Source organism: Polymorphobacter sp. PAMC 29334 (assembly GCF_019431245.1).
Classification (GTDB): Bacteria; Pseudomonadota; Alphaproteobacteria; order Sphingomonadales; family Sphingomonadaceae; genus Polymorphobacter_B; species Polymorphobacter_B megasporae.
In genome coordinates this window covers 477655-492095 of record NZ_CP080243.1, presented here as the reverse complement: position 1 = coordinate 492095, position 14441 = coordinate 477655, and the positions used below count along the sequence as shown (strand labels likewise).

15 protein-coding genes are annotated in these 14441 nt (G+C 66.4%); 9 read left to right on the top strand and 6 right to left on the bottom strand.

The features are described from left to right. Positions 1-88 precede the first annotated feature (88 nt). Positions 89-466, top strand: coding sequence for a hypothetical protein (locus KZX46_RS06195; protein WP_219775916.1), 378 nt, complete (start codon positions 89-91; stop codon positions 464-466). 214 nt (positions 467-680) lie between these two features. Next, the gene (locus tag KZX46_RS06190; protein WP_219775915.1) at positions 681-1271 is read left to right on the top strand and encodes a hypothetical protein; all 591 of its coding nucleotides are present in this window, start codon (positions 681-683) and stop codon (positions 1269-1271) included. A 115-nt stretch (positions 1272-1386) separates the two neighbouring features. Here KZX46_RS06190 and KZX46_RS06185 read toward each other — a convergent pair whose 3' ends face one another. Beyond that, positions 1387-2031: a DNA-3-methyladenine glycosylase gene (locus KZX46_RS06185; RefSeq protein WP_219775914.1), complete on the bottom strand. Its 645-nt coding sequence runs from the start codon at positions 2029-2031 to the stop codon at positions 1387-1389. Positions 2032-2109: 78 nt separating this feature from the next. Between KZX46_RS06185 and KZX46_RS06180 the strand changes: the two genes are divergently transcribed. The 5 genes from KZX46_RS06180 (at position 2110) to KZX46_RS06160 (ending at position 5523) form a co-directional block, all read left to right on the top strand. Next, complete coding sequence (locus tag KZX46_RS06180) at positions 2110-2427, top strand: 2Fe-2S iron-sulfur cluster-binding protein (protein WP_219775913.1); 318 nt, start codon at positions 2110-2112, stop codon at positions 2425-2427. Positions 2428-2491: 64 nt separating this feature from the next. Continuing rightward, positions 2492-3700 (top strand): sensor histidine kinase, encoded by a 1209-nt coding sequence (locus tag KZX46_RS06175; protein ID WP_216710540.1) that lies wholly within the window; start codon positions 2492-2494, stop codon positions 3698-3700. Then, complete coding sequence (locus KZX46_RS06170; protein WP_216710539.1) at positions 3697-4491, top strand: LytTR family DNA-binding domain-containing protein; 795 nt, start codon at positions 3697-3699, stop codon at positions 4489-4491. The genes KZX46_RS06175 and KZX46_RS06170 overlap by 4 nt, the downstream gene beginning before the upstream one ends. Before the next feature lie 134 nt (positions 4492-4625). Further along, complete coding sequence (locus tag KZX46_RS06165; RefSeq protein WP_219775912.1) at positions 4626-5210, top strand: RcnB family protein; 585 nt, start codon at positions 4626-4628, stop codon at positions 5208-5210. 67 nt (positions 5211-5277) lie between these two features. Further along, on the top strand, positions 5278-5523 hold the full coding sequence (locus tag KZX46_RS06160) for a hypothetical protein (protein ID WP_219775911.1): 246 nt from the start codon (positions 5278-5280) through the stop codon (positions 5521-5523). Positions 5524-5608: 85 nt separating this feature from the next. Here KZX46_RS06160 and KZX46_RS06155 read toward each other — a convergent pair whose 3' ends face one another. Genes KZX46_RS06155 through KZX46_RS06145 form a run of 3 tightly spaced genes read right to left on the bottom strand, consistent with a single transcriptional unit; the run spans position 5609 to position 9904 of the window. Continuing rightward, on the bottom strand, positions 5609-7057 hold the full coding sequence (locus tag KZX46_RS06155) for an efflux transporter outer membrane subunit (RefSeq protein WP_219775910.1): 1449 nt from the start codon (positions 7055-7057) through the stop codon (positions 5609-5611). Then, positions 7054-8661 carry a DHA2 family efflux MFS transporter permease subunit gene (locus KZX46_RS06150; RefSeq protein ID WP_226896128.1) on the bottom strand — a complete coding sequence of 536 codons (1608 nt, stop codon included), beginning with the start codon at positions 8659-8661 and terminating at the stop codon, positions 7054-7056. Before KZX46_RS06150 ends, KZX46_RS06155 begins: the two co-directional genes overlap by 4 nt. A gap of 1 nt (position 8662) precedes the next feature. Further along, positions 8663-9904, bottom strand: coding sequence for an HlyD family secretion protein (locus KZX46_RS06145; protein WP_219775909.1), 1242 nt, complete (start codon positions 9902-9904; stop codon positions 8663-8665). A gap of 79 nt (positions 9905-9983) precedes the next feature. Here KZX46_RS06145 and KZX46_RS06140 point away from each other — a divergent pair, with 79 nt between their 5' ends. Beyond that, positions 9984-10421 carry a MarR family winged helix-turn-helix transcriptional regulator gene (locus KZX46_RS06140; RefSeq protein WP_219775908.1) on the top strand — a complete coding sequence of 146 codons (438 nt, stop codon included), beginning with the start codon at positions 9984-9986 and terminating at the stop codon, positions 10419-10421. Here the strand turns inward: KZX46_RS06140 and KZX46_RS06135 are convergent. Together KZX46_RS06135 and KZX46_RS06130 are read right to left on the bottom strand one after the other, a co-directional pair. Next, positions 10418-11179 carry a M48 family metallopeptidase gene (locus KZX46_RS06135; RefSeq protein WP_219775907.1) on the bottom strand — a complete coding sequence of 254 codons (762 nt, stop codon included), beginning with the start codon at positions 11177-11179 and terminating at the stop codon, positions 10418-10420. The two genes, KZX46_RS06140 and KZX46_RS06135, sit on opposite strands and share 4 nt — an antisense overlap. Continuing rightward, positions 11176-12747 (bottom strand): lysine--tRNA ligase, encoded by a 1572-nt coding sequence (locus KZX46_RS06130; RefSeq protein ID WP_219775906.1) that lies wholly within the window; start codon positions 12745-12747, stop codon positions 11176-11178. The genes KZX46_RS06135 and KZX46_RS06130 overlap by 4 nt, the downstream gene beginning before the upstream one ends. A gap of 169 nt (positions 12748-12916) precedes the next feature. Here KZX46_RS06130 and KZX46_RS06125 point away from each other — a divergent pair, with 169 nt between their 5' ends. Next, the gene (locus KZX46_RS06125) at positions 12917-14428 is read left to right on the top strand and encodes a M20/M25/M40 family metallo-hydrolase (protein WP_219775905.1); all 1512 of its coding nucleotides are present in this window, start codon (positions 12917-12919) and stop codon (positions 14426-14428) included. Positions 14429-14441 lie beyond the last annotated feature (13 nt).

Below are 14441 nucleotides of genomic sequence, written 5' to 3'. Positions count from 1 at the left end.
TAAGGCCTCACCGCCGCTGCGTCATCCGGCGATGATTGACTCGGGGGGCGGGGGCGGCTCAGTCTCGGCAAAAGCATTGGGGGCCCTCATGCCGATCGCTTTACTCGCCTTGCTTCTCGCTGCGCCAATTGCCGTTCCAGCGACTCTGCCGCCCGACCAAACGATCACGATCACCGGAATGCGGCTTAAGGACTATGCCGCCGCAGTCGACGCGTGCGCTGCCGGCCCGTGTTCGCCCAAAAAGGACATCGTCGTCTCGATCCGCTACGCCGAGGCGTTGTTCCGCGTCGGTAATTATATATCGGCGCGCGCCGTGTCCTCTCGAAGGCGGTCCGGCGCGAAGCGGGGGCGGGCAAGGTCGAGCCGGTTGCGTTGTCGCAACTCTATCTCGCCCAAGCGAACGTCGCCCGGCATTACGGCGAGCAGCGCGACGTCCGAAGCGCGACATATGCCAGCGCGACGGTGACGCATGAGTTCTTGCCCGCCGACAGCCCCGACCGGCTGTGGGCCGACCTGCGCGTCGCCGACCTGCGGCTTTCGATCGATCGGCGGGATGGCCTCGGCGCATATCGCGCAGTCGCCGCGGTCGCGCGCGCGCGGCGGGCCAGCCGTCGATCGCTGTCGCCGCCGACATTCATCTCGCGTGGGCCCTGCACAAGTCGCAACTTGATCCGGAGGCGTTGCGTATCCTCACGACTCTCGCCGCCGTCCCGGGCGACGCGGCGCGTCCGTACCGGCTGGCCGTGCGCATCCTCGCGGCGCGGATCGCCCGCGATGGCGGCGACAGGGCCGCGATCGACGCGGTGCTCCTCGATATCGTGGCAGAGCCCGACCTTGACGAGCCCATGCTCGTCTATAGTCCGCCGTTTCCCGAGCCGGCCGACCGGGTCGACGCCGATCGCTTCGGAGTTCGGATCGAAGATGCCATCAAGAATGTCGTCGTTTCGAGCGACTATGGCCTGCAATGGGTCGACATCGGTTTCGGCATCGCTGCCGATGGCTCCGTCGAGACGCCCGAGGTGCTGCGCGGTTCGCGGTCGTCGGCGTGGGCGGCACCGCTGGTCAAGATGATCGCGGGGCGGCGCTACATCCCGTCGGCGGTGACAGGCGGTGACGACACCCCCGGCCATTATCGGATCGAGCGATACACGCTGACCGCCGATTTCGAGGTTCCGATCGGCTCGTTGATCCGGCGCCGGTCGAATAAGCCGCATTTTGAACAGCTCGACCTGACCGACGGCAGAGCCCGCACCCCGCAGCATGCGAGCTAGAGCGAATTACTTACCAGGGAGACCGTTATCCCGCCTTTCTGGGAGTAACGGCAGTGAGCGCGATGATGGCTTTGGCTTAAATAATGTCAGAGCTCCACAGAAAGCTGGTCTCGACCTAAAGCGGCCCCTGACCCATCGCACCCGCCGCGCCGATCAGCGTATAATGGTGCCACAGGAACACCGCGAGCGCGCCGCGATATGGCGCGAACTCGGCGACGAGCTTGCGTGTTGCGGCTTCACTCGGGCGGGCGTCGAGGCCAAGGATGCGCCCCAGTTCGATCTGGACGGCAAGGTCGCCCGCCGGGAAGATGTCGGGGCGTCCGTCGGCGAACAGCAGATAGATTTCCGCCGACCAGCGCCCGATGCCCTTGACCGCGATCAGCCGCGAAATCGCTTCCTCGTCGTCCGCCGGCAGCGCGGCGAAGTCGAGCCCGTCGTGGACGCAGGCGTGGGCGAGCGCGTGGATATACGCTGCCTTCTGGCGTGACAGGCCGGCGGCGCGGAGGTCGTCCACCGGCACGTCGAGCACCGCCGACAGGTCGGTGAAGCCGCCGCACGCGAGACTCAGCTTGGCCCAGATGCTGTCGGCGGCCTTGACCGAGACCTGCTGCCCGACGATCGCCCGCATCAGCGTCTCGGGGCCGCGCTCGCGGATGCGGGGTTCGGGCATGCCGGCGCGGTCGATCGCCGCGGCGATCGCGGGCGATTTCGCCGCGATCGCGGTCATCCCGGTGTGCAACTCGGCGGCGGTCAGTCCCATGCGGCGGTCGATCCCTTGTCTCGCGGTGACGGACGCGTAATAGGCGCTTGCCTCATCATTCGTCGACAGGTCTACCCCGTGCCCCATATCCTTGTTACCGATCGCGCCGGAACCGAAGCCGAAGTTGCCGCCAAGCCCGGCCATTCGGTGATGGAGATCATCCGCGACGGCGGCTTTGACGAACTCCTCGCGCTGTGCGGCGGATCGTGCAGCTGCGCCACCTGTCACGTTTATGTCGATCCCGAGTGGTTCGACAAAGTCGGCCCGGCCAATCTCGACGAGGACGACCTGCTCGACAGCTCGGACCACCGCGTCGCGACGTCGCGCCTGTCGTGCCAGATCAATTTTACCCCGGCACTCGACGGGCTCAGGGTCCGGATTGCGCCGGAAGACTAAGGCCGATCGCCGGGTTCCTCCGGGGAGGTTTCCCAAAACCCCCCAACCCGGTAAACCATCGCCGATGTTGCGCCCCGAACTCCGCCACCAGGGCTTTTTCACCGACAAGAACCGTGCCTTCTGGTTGCTCCAGGGCGGCGGCTGGGGTGGTTATCTGCTCGTGCGGACGCTTGGCGGCCTCGCCAACCGGATGGGGCTGACCTTCGTCCTGCCGACGATCATCGTCACCGCAACGGGTTTTTCGCTGACGCTGCTGATGGCCGCAGCGTATCGGCGGGTCATCACGATGCGCGCCGTTTTCGTCTGGACGTTGACGCTGCTGATCCTCAGCGCGGCGTCGGCGCTGTTCTCGACGCTCGAGGTCTGGGCGCACGCGACCTTCTACGAGCCGGGGTGGAAGCCGCAGGGGATCGAGTTCCTCGGCGCGATCCTGCTCGACTTCTCGGTGCTCGGCGCGTGGAGCGGACTGTATTTCGGCATCAACTATTACCTCCTGCTCGCCGACCAGTCGGCGCGGATGGTCAGTGTCTCGGCGCAGGCGAATTCGGCACAGCTCGAGATGCTGCGCTACCAGCTCAACCCGCATTTCCTGTTCAACACGCTCAATTCGATCTCGACGCTGGTGCTGCTCAAGCAGACCGAGCGGGCGAACGCGATGCTCAGCCGCCTGTCGTCGTTCCTCCGCTACAGCCTCGTCGGCGAGCGCGAGGGGCTGGCGACGGTTGCGCAGGAAACCGAGGCGCTCAAGCTCTACCTCGACATCGAGCGGACGCGCTTTGAGGAGCGGCTGCGTGCGCGGTTCGAGATCGAGCCGCAGGCGATGATCGCGCGGCTGCCGTCGCTGATCCTCCAGCCTATCATCGAAAACGCGGTCAAATATGCGGTGACGCCGAGCGAGGACGGGGCCGACATCGACATTGATATCCGCGTCCTTGGGGCGAACGAGAACCGCCGCCTGATCATCACCGTTGCCGACACCGGCCCGGGGATCGACTTCGCGGCGTTGAACGGCGAGGCCCCGGTGACTACGTCGGGAACGGGTGTCGGGCTGCCGAACATTCGCGATCGGCTCGCTCAGGCGTATGGCGACGACCATCGGTTCGAGCTCGAACCGAACCTGCCGCGCGGTCTGATCGTGTTGCTGGACTTGCCGTTCCAGACCGACGACGGCAAAACGAGCGACGAGCTTTCGGTGGCAACCGAAGGCGGCCGCATCGATCTGAAGGCGGGGGCGCAGGTACCGGGACAATGGACCAGGGAAAGCGCAGTATGATTCGCACCATCCTCGTCGACGACGAACGCCTCGCGATCCAGGGGCTCGAGCTGCGGCTGGCACCGTTCGACGACGTCGAGATCGTCGAGCGCTGCGCCAATGGCCGCGAGGCGATCCGCGCGATCAAGACGCTCAAGCCCGATCTCGTCTTCCTCGATATCCAGATGCCGGGTTTCGACGGCTTTTCGGTCGTCGGCGGGCTGGCCGAGGTCGAGCCGCCGCTGTTCGTCTTCGTCACCGCGTACATGCAGCACGCGGTGAAGGCGTTCGAGGCGCATGCCGTCGACTATCTGATGAAGCCGGTCGAGGAGGACCGTCTTGCCGCGACGCTCGACCGCGTCCGCACCCGGCTCGACGAGAAGCGCAGCTGTGAGGAGCGCGAGCGGCTCAAGGACATACTTGTCCAGGTCGCTCCCGATTCGATGCCCGACGACATGGCGGCGGACGCCGATCCGGCGGCGAATCGCTTCGAGCGGATCATCAACATCAAGGATCGCGGGCAGATTTTCCGCGTCGAGGTCGACGATATCGAGCGGATCGATGCCGCCGGCGATTACATGTGCATCTACACCGCCGACCAGACGCTGATCCTGCGCGAAACAATGAAGGACCTCGAGAAGCGCCTCGATCCGCGCCGCTTCCAGCGCGTCCACCGCTCGACGATCGTCAATCTCGACAACGTCAAATCGGTCAAGCCGCACACCAACGGCGAATGCTTCCTCGTCCTCGGTTCGGGGACGCAGATCAAGGTCAGCCGCAGCTATCGTGATGTCGTCGCCCGCTTTCTCTAGCGCGTCGTCCAAGGCACGGTGCAGTAACGAATCGATGAACGCCGGATAACGGCGGAACTCACACGCGGTTCAGGGGTCGTGTGGCAATCCAGATGTCGATGGCAATGTGCCGTCGCGTTAAACAGAGGATTGCCATGCGTACGTTGATCTTGTCCGCGCTCCTGCTGACGGCGGCTGTCCCTGCCTTCGCGCAGGAAGCACCCCGCGATCAGAATTTTGAACATCGGGATGGCGACCACCGGGGTGACAATCGTGGTGGCGACAACCGTGGCGGTGACCAGCGCGGCGGCGATAACCGTGGCGACCAGCGCGGTGGCGACAACCGCAGCGGCGATAACCGTGGTTTCGACAACCGTGGCGGTGATCATCGCGACTTCCGTGGCGGCGACAATCGCGGCGGCTATGCCCAGGGCTACCGCCAGGGCGAGCATCGCGGTTGGGGCGACGACCGCCGCAATTTCCAGGCGGCGGAGGGCTATGGCCGCTGGCGTGGCCCGGCGTTCAATTACCCGCGCGGCTATGGCTATCGCTATTACGCCCCCGGCGCATTCCTGCCGCGCGTGTTTTTCGGCGGCAACTACTGGATCGGCAACCCCGGCTATTACCAGCTTCCGCCCGCTTACGGCGGCACGCGCTGGATCCGCGTCGGCCCCGATGCCCTGCTGATCCGCGGCTACGACGGCTATGTCGTCCGCGTCATCCGCGGCATCTTCTACTAATTTACCATTCCCGCGCCGGAGCGATATCGGTTCCGGCGCGTAATGATCTGACCTTTAGGAGAGCATAATGATCAAAAACTTGCTTCTTGCTGCGGCGGCCGTCGCGTCGCTCGGCGCGTCGATTGCTGCGAGCGCGCAGGACCGGATGGACGTCCGCCACGACCGGATGGAAATGCGCCATGACCGCCGCGACTTCCGCCACGATCGGCGCATGATGCGCCACGACCACCGGGAGATGCGCGGCCGCTACTTCTCGAACGGCCGTTATTACCATCACCGCTTTCGCCAGCACGGTCGGTGGATGTACCGCTAGCCGAGGCGCGTGACTGCCGCCCAATGGCGACGGACATGAATGAGACGGCCGGGCCCATCAAGGCCCGGCCGTCTCGCTGTGGGCATCAGGCTTCCCAACCCCCGCCCAACGCCTTGTACAACCGGGCAAGGTCGGTCAGCAGCGTCGCGTCGGACTGGGCGAGCGTGTTGCGGTTCGACAGCACCGATCCTTGCGCATCGAGCACCGGCTGGAAATCGGTCAGCCCGGTGAGAAAGCTTGCTTGTGCGAGCTGCGTCGCGCGTTCGGCGGCGGCGACACCGCGCCGGAGCTCGGCATTGCGCTTGAGCTCGGCATTATAGTCGGCGAGCGCGTCCTCAACGTCCTGCACCGCGACGAGCACGGTCTTCTTGTACGTCAGCAGCGCCTCGGCCCGGCTCGCCTCGCGCTCGGCGATCACCCCGCGCCGCTTGCCGCCGTCGAAGATCGGGAGCGTGAACGCGGCATTCCCCGTCGTTTGGATCGAATTCCGCTCGACCAACGTCGCGAGGCTGGTCGAGATCAGCTCGGCCATGCCCATCAGGTTGAACTTGGGATAGAGATCGGCGGTGGCGACTCCGACGTCGGCGGTCGCGGCGGCGAGCTGGCGTTCGGCGGCACGGACATCGGGACGGCGGCGGAGCAGGTCCGACGGCAGCCCGGCGGGGACCGCAGGCGGCAGCGCGGGAAGCAGCGCCGCCGGATCGAGCTCGGCGGTCAACGCCCCCGGCCCCTCGCCGACGAGAACCCCGAGCGCATGGATCTGGTCGCGCGCGCGTGCCTCGAGCTGCGGCAGCGTCGCGGCGACGTTCGACAGCTGGAGCGACTGCTGGCGCTGCGGCAGTTCGGAGACGAGCCCCGCCGACTGCCGCGCGTCGATCAGCCGGAGCGTCGCTTGCTGGCGGACGAGTTCGGCCTTGGCGATCGCGATCTGGCTCTGCAGCGAGCGCAGCATCAAATAGTCCGAAGCAACCTCGGCGACGACGCTGACCTGCATGTCACGGACGTTCCATTCAGCGGCGGCGGTGCGCGCGCGCGCGCCCGCGATGCCGCGCTGGACACCGCCGAACAGGTCGACTTCCCATGATGCATCAATGCCGATCGACCAGGTCGTGATCCCGCTGCCGGGCAGCGCGATGCCCTGACCCGGGGTCGAGCCCCCGCCGCCGCCGCTGCCGAACGCGCTGGCCAGCGAGGCGAGCCCCGCGTTCTTGCTGAAGTCGATGCGGTTGACCCCGGCGCTGGCGTTGGCCGACGGCAGCAGCGCCGACCGCGCCTCGCGCTCCTGCGCCCGCGCGCCGGTGATCCGCGTCTTCGCCGTCTGGAGATCGAGATTACCCGCGATGGCCCGCGTGATCAGCCGGTCGAGTTCGGGATCGTTGAACTGCGTCCACCAATGCGACGGGTCGGCGGTTGCCCCCGGAGCCGTCGCCTCGACGAAGCGCGGTGGCACCGGCAGTTCGGGAACCGCGTAATTCGGTCCGACCTTGCAGCCCGCGACGGCCAGCAGCGATGCAGTGAGGAAAAACCGCTTCATGCCGCGCCTCCTTGGCCGCCCTTGGGGGTCTTCAGCAGGAACACGACCGGCGCGACGCACAAGGTGAAGATCATCAGATCCGCGAAGACGTCGAGATAGCCCATCATCGACGCCTGCCGCTGAACGATCTGGTAGAGTTGCCCAAGCGCGGCCTGCTGCGCCTGTCCCGCCGCCATGCCCGCATTGCGTAGCACCGACTCGATGTTCGACAGCCCCGCTGGATAGTTCGGAGCGAGCGGATTGAGATGCTCGACCAGCCGCGACTGGTGGATCTGGGTGCGGTCGCTCAACACCGCCTGGCTCATCGCAATGCCGACCGACCCGCCAAGATTACGGAAGACGTTGAGCAGCGACGACGCCTCCGACGTCTGCTTCGGCTTGAGCCCGGTGTACGCGGCGTTGGTGATCGGCACGAACAGGAACGGCAGCGCGACCGCCTGGAACGCGCGCGACCATGCGACCGTGGCGAAGCTAGCATTGGTATCGAGCGAGGTCAGGTGCCACAGCGCCGCCGCCGAGACGAGCAGCGCCCCGCCGAGCAGCAGCCGGACGTCGACCTTGCCGACCATGCGGCCGACGATCGGCACCGCGCACACCGTCGCGATCCCGCCCGCGGTCATCGCCAGACCGGCGTTGGTCGCCGTATAATGGAACACCTGCTGGAGCATCTGCGGGATAAGCTGGGTCGAGCCGAACAGGATCACACCGGTGGTGAACATCACCGCGAGCACGGCGGCGAAATTGCGATTCGCCATCAGCCGGAGGTTGACGATCGGATCCTTGCGCGTGGTTTCCCAGATAACGAGGAAGGCGATCGCGACCGCCGCGACGATCGCCGTCGCGGTGATGAAGCCGCTGCCGAACCAGTCGTCGCGTTCGCCGCGATCGAGGAACAGTTCGAGGCTGCCGAGGCCGATCGCGACGAGCAGGAAGCCGACCCAGTCGACGCTGATGCCCTTTTTCAACAGCGCCTTGCGGTCCTCGACCAAGGCCTTGGGTTCGTCGACGAAGGTGCCGACGAGGAACAGCGACAGCGCTCCGACGGGCACGTTGATCAGGAAGATCCAGTGCCACGAATAGCTGTCGGTGACCCATCCGCCGATCGTCGGCCCGAGCACCGGCGCGACGATGATGACGAAGGCGTAGGCGGCGAACGCCTGCCCGCGCTTCGCTGGCGGGAATGTGTCGGCGAGCATCGACTGCTCCGACGGAGCGAGCCCGCCGCCGCCGATCCCCTGGAGGATGCGCGCGATGATCAGCGTCTGGATGTTCGGGGAAATGCCGCACAGGAACGACGCAGCGGTGAAGAGCACGACCGACAGCATGTAATAGCGCTTTCGGCCGATGACGTTCGACAGCCATCCCGAGATCGGGATGATGATCGCATTCGACACGAGATAGCTCGTCAGGACCCATGTCGATTCGTCGGGCGAGACCGACAGGCTGCCCCCGATGTGGTCGAGGCTGACGTTGGCGATCGCGGTGTCGAGCACCTCCATGAAGGTCGCGATCGAGATCACGCCGACGATCAGCCACGGCGAGCGATTGCCCGCCGCCGATCGCGACGCGTCCCAGCCGCCGCCACCGCCGCTCGGTCCGGCCAACTCAGCGGACCTTGACGCGCGGGACGACCGACATGCCGGGGCCGACCGGGTACGACTGGATACCGGGCGAATCGATCGAAATGCGAACCGGCACGCGCTGGACGACCTTGACGAAGTTGCCCGTCGCGTTCTCGGCGGGAAGCAATTGAAACGCCTGTCCCGCGCCGCGCTGGAACGATTCGACATGGCCGTGGAAAGCGACGTCGGGAACGGTATCGATCGTGATGTCGACCGGCTGGCCGACGCGCATCAGCTTGAGCTGGGTTTCCTTGAAGTTCGCCGTGATCCACAATTTGAGCGGCACGATCGCAAGCATTTCCTGCCCCGGCTGGACGTACGACCCGGGCGAAACGTTGCGGTTGGTCACCCTGCCGACGATCGGCGCGATGATCCGGCTATTGGCGAGATCGACCCCCGTCGCCGCGACCTGTGCGTCGGCGGCACCGATCGCAGTACGATCGCCGACGACCTGCGCGCGACTGGCTTTGACCTGCGCCTGTGCCTGCGTGACCTGGCGGATCGCGGCATCGCGGCGGCCGCGCGCCGAATTGACCGCCTGGACCGCGGCATCGACCTGCTGCGCGGCAACGGCGGCGGGATCGATCGCCTGTGCCGTACGGTAGCGGGCAAGGTCGGCGAGCGCCTTGTCGAGATCGGCCTGCGGCTGGATGACGTTCGCCCGCGCCGCTGCGACCTGCGCCAGCGAGACGCCGACCTGTGCCTGCGCCTCGACCACGGTTGCGCGCGCCTGCTTCGCCTGCGCGACGAGGCCTTCGTACTTCGCCTGCGGCTGGGCGGTGTCGATCACTGCGAGCAGTTCACGCGGGCCGACGATCTGATTGTCGTCGACCAGCACCTGCCGGACGATGCCAGAAACCTGCGGTGCGACGCGAACGATGTGCCCGTCGATATAGGCGTCGTCGGTCGACTCGTACTGCCGCGCGTCGAGCCAATAGAGCACGCCGCCGATGATCGCCGCGATCAGGACGACCGCGATCCCGAGCAGGAGGAGGGGGCGTTCCTTGAGCGGCTTCGGCGGCGGATCACCGTCGTCCTTCTTCTCGCCGTCCTTGTTCTCGTCGCCGTCTTTCGCGCCATCCTTCTTCGCGCCGTCGGCACCGCCGTCGCCGATACGCTTGCCGTCCTGTCCGGCATCGTCGGGCTTGCTGTCGTCGCCCTTGGACGACGGCCGCGCGGTATCCTCGGGCTTGTCGCCAGAATCGGAGTTTTCGGAAGGAGTCATGCTGGCTTTCTAAACGCGTTTATGATATCCAACAAGCATGAACGCCGCCACAATCACGGAATTGTTCGCGACTGCGAGAATGCAACGTCCCGAAGACGCGATCGGCTGCCTGTTGTGGCGCGTCGCGCACCGGCACCAACGCGAGATGGACCGCGCCCTCGCCGACATCGACCTGACGCATCTCCAGTTCGTCGCGCTCGTCCAGACGGCGTGGCTTAGTCGCGACGGAGCGACGGTGACGCAACCCGATCTCGCCGCGTTGAGCAACATTCACCCGATGCAGTTATCAAACCTGCTCAAAGCCTTGGCCGAAAAGTCGCTGATCTCCCGCCCGCGCAGCCCAACCGATTCGCGGATAAAGCAGGTCGTGCTGACCCCCGCCGGGCTTGCCGCCTTGGCGGAGGCGATGCCGCGCGCGAGCGGCCACCAGCAGCGTTTTTTCGACGACGTGCCGAAAGCCAGCCCCTTGCGCGAGGCACTGCGGCAGATCGTAGCAAGCTGGGGCGACGACCCTTAAGCGGCGAGTTTGCCGAACGGCAACAGCTTGCGCGCCTGCGCCTGCGCACTCTTGAAGTCGCCCGCCGTCAGCGGCGGGATGACCTGCGCCACGGCCTTCTTGAGCAGTGATTCATATGCATCGCGCGCCGGATCACGCGCCGCCATCTGGAGCACCTGCAGCGCGCGCGAGGCATTGTCGGGTCCCATGTCGAGCAGGGTCAGGCCATAGAACGCCGCATGAACCGGGTTCTTCGGGTCCTTGGTAAGCGCGGTCTCGAAGTCGGCGATCGCGACCTTGGTGTTCGCCCCCAGCAAGGTGCCCGCAAGGAACTTGCCGATCGTCGACACCGCGCCCGCATGCCACCCTCCGAGCGATGCCCAGGCGAGGCCGTTCGACGGATCGCGGGCGAGAACCGCCTCCATCCGGCTGCGCGTCTCCTTCGCCAGCCCGGGCGACTTGGCGAGCTTGCCGCGATACCCGACCGCCGTCGCCTTCTGGAGTTGTGCATCGAGGTCGTTCGGCGCGAGTTGCAGCGCCGCGTCGAAATCATGGTCGGCCTGGTCGATCAGCGTCTTCGCCTTGTCGCGATCGACCGTGTCGAAGCTGGCAACGATGATCGCCGCGCGTCCGGCAAGGACCAGCGAGTCCGCAGTCCCCTCGGCACGTCCCGCCGTCGCCGCCTCGTTGAAGCGACCGTCATGAAACAGCGTCGCTGCCGAGGCGAATGCGGCGGTCGACGTCGACAGCAGCAGCGCTGCCAGCAGGGATTTCATCACGTTAACGACTCCGCAATCAGGCCCCGCGCACCCTCCAACCCGTAAAGGGCGATAAACGATCCCATCCGTGGGCCATTACTGGTCCCGAGCAGGGTTTCGTACAGCGCCTTGAACCAGTCGCGCAGCGGGTCGAATCCCGCCGCCTTGCCGGCTTCGTAGACTTCGTTCTGATACGCCTCGGCGTCGGCTCCCGGTCCGATCGCGGCGAGCCGCGCGTCGAGATCGGCGAGCGCGGCAGCTTCGCGGGCATCGGGCTTGCGCCGCGCCAGCGTCGGCACGACGAAGTCGCGCGCATACCGGATCGCGTAATTGACCAGTGCGTCGAGTTCGGGATGCGTCGCCGCGCTCGTCCCCGGGAACGACCGCGAGACATACCCCCACAGCACCGCGGGGTCGCTCGTCCCCGCCACCGTGACAAGGTTGAGCAGCAGCCCGAAGGTCAGCGGCAGGTCGATCGCCGGCGGGTCGCCGCCATGCAAATGGAACGCCGGGTTGCCGAGCCGTTGGTCGACCGGCTGCCCGGGATACGCCGCGGCGAAGGCGAAATATTCGTCGACCGCCTTGGGGATGACGTCGAAATGCAGCCGCTTCGCCTTGCGCGGCGACTGGTACATGTACAGCGCAAGGCTTTCGGGCGCGGCGTACTTGAGCCATTCGTCGACCCCGAGCCCGTTGCCCTTCGACTTCGAAATCTTGCCCCCGGCGGCATCGAGGAACAGTTCATAGTTGAACCCCTCGGGCGGCTTCGCGCCCAAAATCCGCGCGATCCGCCCCGACAGCGTCACCGAGTCGATCAGGTCCTTGCCCGCCATCTCGTAATCGACCCCGAGCGCGACCCAGCGCATCGCCCAGTCGACCTTCCACTGAAGCTTGCAATGGCCGCCGGTGACCGGAACGGTGACGGTGTCGCCGGTCACCGGGTCGGCGTAGCTCACCGTCCCAGCATCGGCGTCGCGCGCGGTCAGCGGTACCTGCAGCACGATCCCGGTGCGCGGGCAAAGCGGCAGGAACGGCGCATAGGTCGCGCGCCGGTCGGGGCCGAGCGTTGGCAGGATCACCCCCATCACCGCGTCGTAATTCGCCAGCACCTTGAGCAGCGTCGCGTCGAACATGCCGCCGCGATAGCAATCGGTCGATGACATAAATTCATAGTCGAAACCGAAACGGTCGAGGAAGGCGCGCAGCCGGGCATTGTTATGCGCGCCAAGGCTCGCGTGCGTCCCGAACGGATCGGGCACCGCCGACAACGGCTGGCCGAGGTGGGCGCGCAGCATCTCCTGCTCGGGCAGATTGTCGGGCACCTTGCGGAAGCCGTCCATGTCGTCGGAAAACGCGACGAGCCGCGTCGGCACGTCGGACAGCACGGCGAACGCCCGCCGCACCATCGTCGTCCGAACGACCTCGCCGAAGGTACCGATATGCGGCAGCCCCGATGGGCCATAGCCGGTTTCGAACAGCACATGCCCTTTCGCCGGCCCCCCCGGATAGCGGTCGAGCAGCTTGCGCGCCTCCTCGAACGGCCACGCCTTGTTGGTCATGGCAGCGGTGCGAATATCGGTGTCGGTCATTGCGGGTGTGTCAACAATTATGACGGGGGAGGCAAGGGGCGGGGTCACCGCCACGTCGAGCACGTCGCGGCAAGCGCTGCGAGAATGTCGGTGCTGCCGGGCTTTCATCTTGGCAGACCGAGGGCGCCGTGCTTTCCTGCATTACGACCAAGCCGATCGGGGGATTAGCATGACGACGACGACCGACCGACGGACGATCCTCAAGGGCGCGGCGCTCGGGGCGGCGCTGGCAATGCCGGGTGCGGTGCTCGCCGATGCCGACCCCGCGCTGCGTCGCGCGGTCGCGGCCGGACACGACGCCGCGATCCGGCGACTGCGCGACTGGATTGCGCTGCCGACGATCGCCGCCGAAAAGCGCAACATCGAGGAGGGCTGCAAATACATGATGCAGCTCGCGACCGATGCCGGCTTCGAACACGTCGAGCGGGTGCCGACCGACGGCGTACCCGGGGTGTTCGCGACGATGAACAATGGCGCGAAGAAGACGCTCGCGCTGTATTTCATGTACGACGTCAAACAGTTCGACCCGGCTGAATGGTCGTCGCCTCCGCTTGAAGGCAAGATCGTCGACCGGCCGGGGCTCGGTAAGGTCATGATCGGGCGTGGCGCGACCAACCAGAAGGGTCCCGAGGCGGTCGTTCTCGCGGCGCTTCATGCGTACAAGGCCGCCGGGCGCAAGCCGCCGGTCAACCTTGTCCTCGTCGCCGAGGGCGAGGAGGAGATCGGCTCGCCGCATTTCCCGCAGATCGTCCGGCGCCCCGACGTTCTTGCCGCGCTCAAGCCGTGCGTCGGCGCGATCATTCCGTCGGGGTGGCAAAACCCGGTCGACGGCGGCGTCGTCGTCAACCTCGGCGCGAAGGGCATTGTCGAGCTCGAACTCGTCGCGTCGGGCGAGAAGTGGGGGCGCGGACCGGCGAAGGACCTGCATTCGAGCAACAAGGCGATCGTCGACAGCCCGGCGTGGCACCTTGTCGAGGCGCTCGCGACTTTGGTCAGCGCCGACGGCAACACACCCGTCATCGATGGCTGGTTCGACCGCGTCCGCCCGCTTACGGCGCGCGAAAAGGCGCTGATCGCGGACTCGGCGGCGAAGCGTGATCCGGCGGAGGCGATGCGCGGCATGGGCATCAAGCATTTCGTCGGCGACCTCAGCTGGCCGCAGGTGCTCGAACGCGAAGCAGCGATGCCGACGGTCAACATCGAGGGGCTCGTCGCGGGCTATACCGGCCCCGGCGGCAAGACGATCCTGCCGTCGCGCGCGGTCGCCAAGCTCGATCTGCGCCTCGTGCCCGACCAGACGAAGGACGACTGCGTCACCAAGCTCAAGGCGCATCTCGCCAGGCGCGGCTTCGGCGACATCGAGGTCAATGTCAGCGGCGGCTACGACCCGACCGAGACGAGCGAATCCTCGACGCTGATCAAGGCCGAGCTCGCGTCCTACGCCCGCGCCGGGGTCAAGACATCGGTCTATCCGCGCCTGTCGGGGTCGTGGCCGGGGTTCGTCTTCACATCGCCGCCGGTCTCGCTGCCTGCGGGCCAGTTCGGCTTCGGCCACGGCAACGGCGCCCACGCGCCCGACGAATATATGCTGATCGACAGCAGCAACCCGAAGGTGCTCGGCTTCGACGACGCCACGCTCGGCTTTATCGATTTCTTTGCGGAAGTCGCTGCAGTCGGCTGAGGCGGCCGCAGGG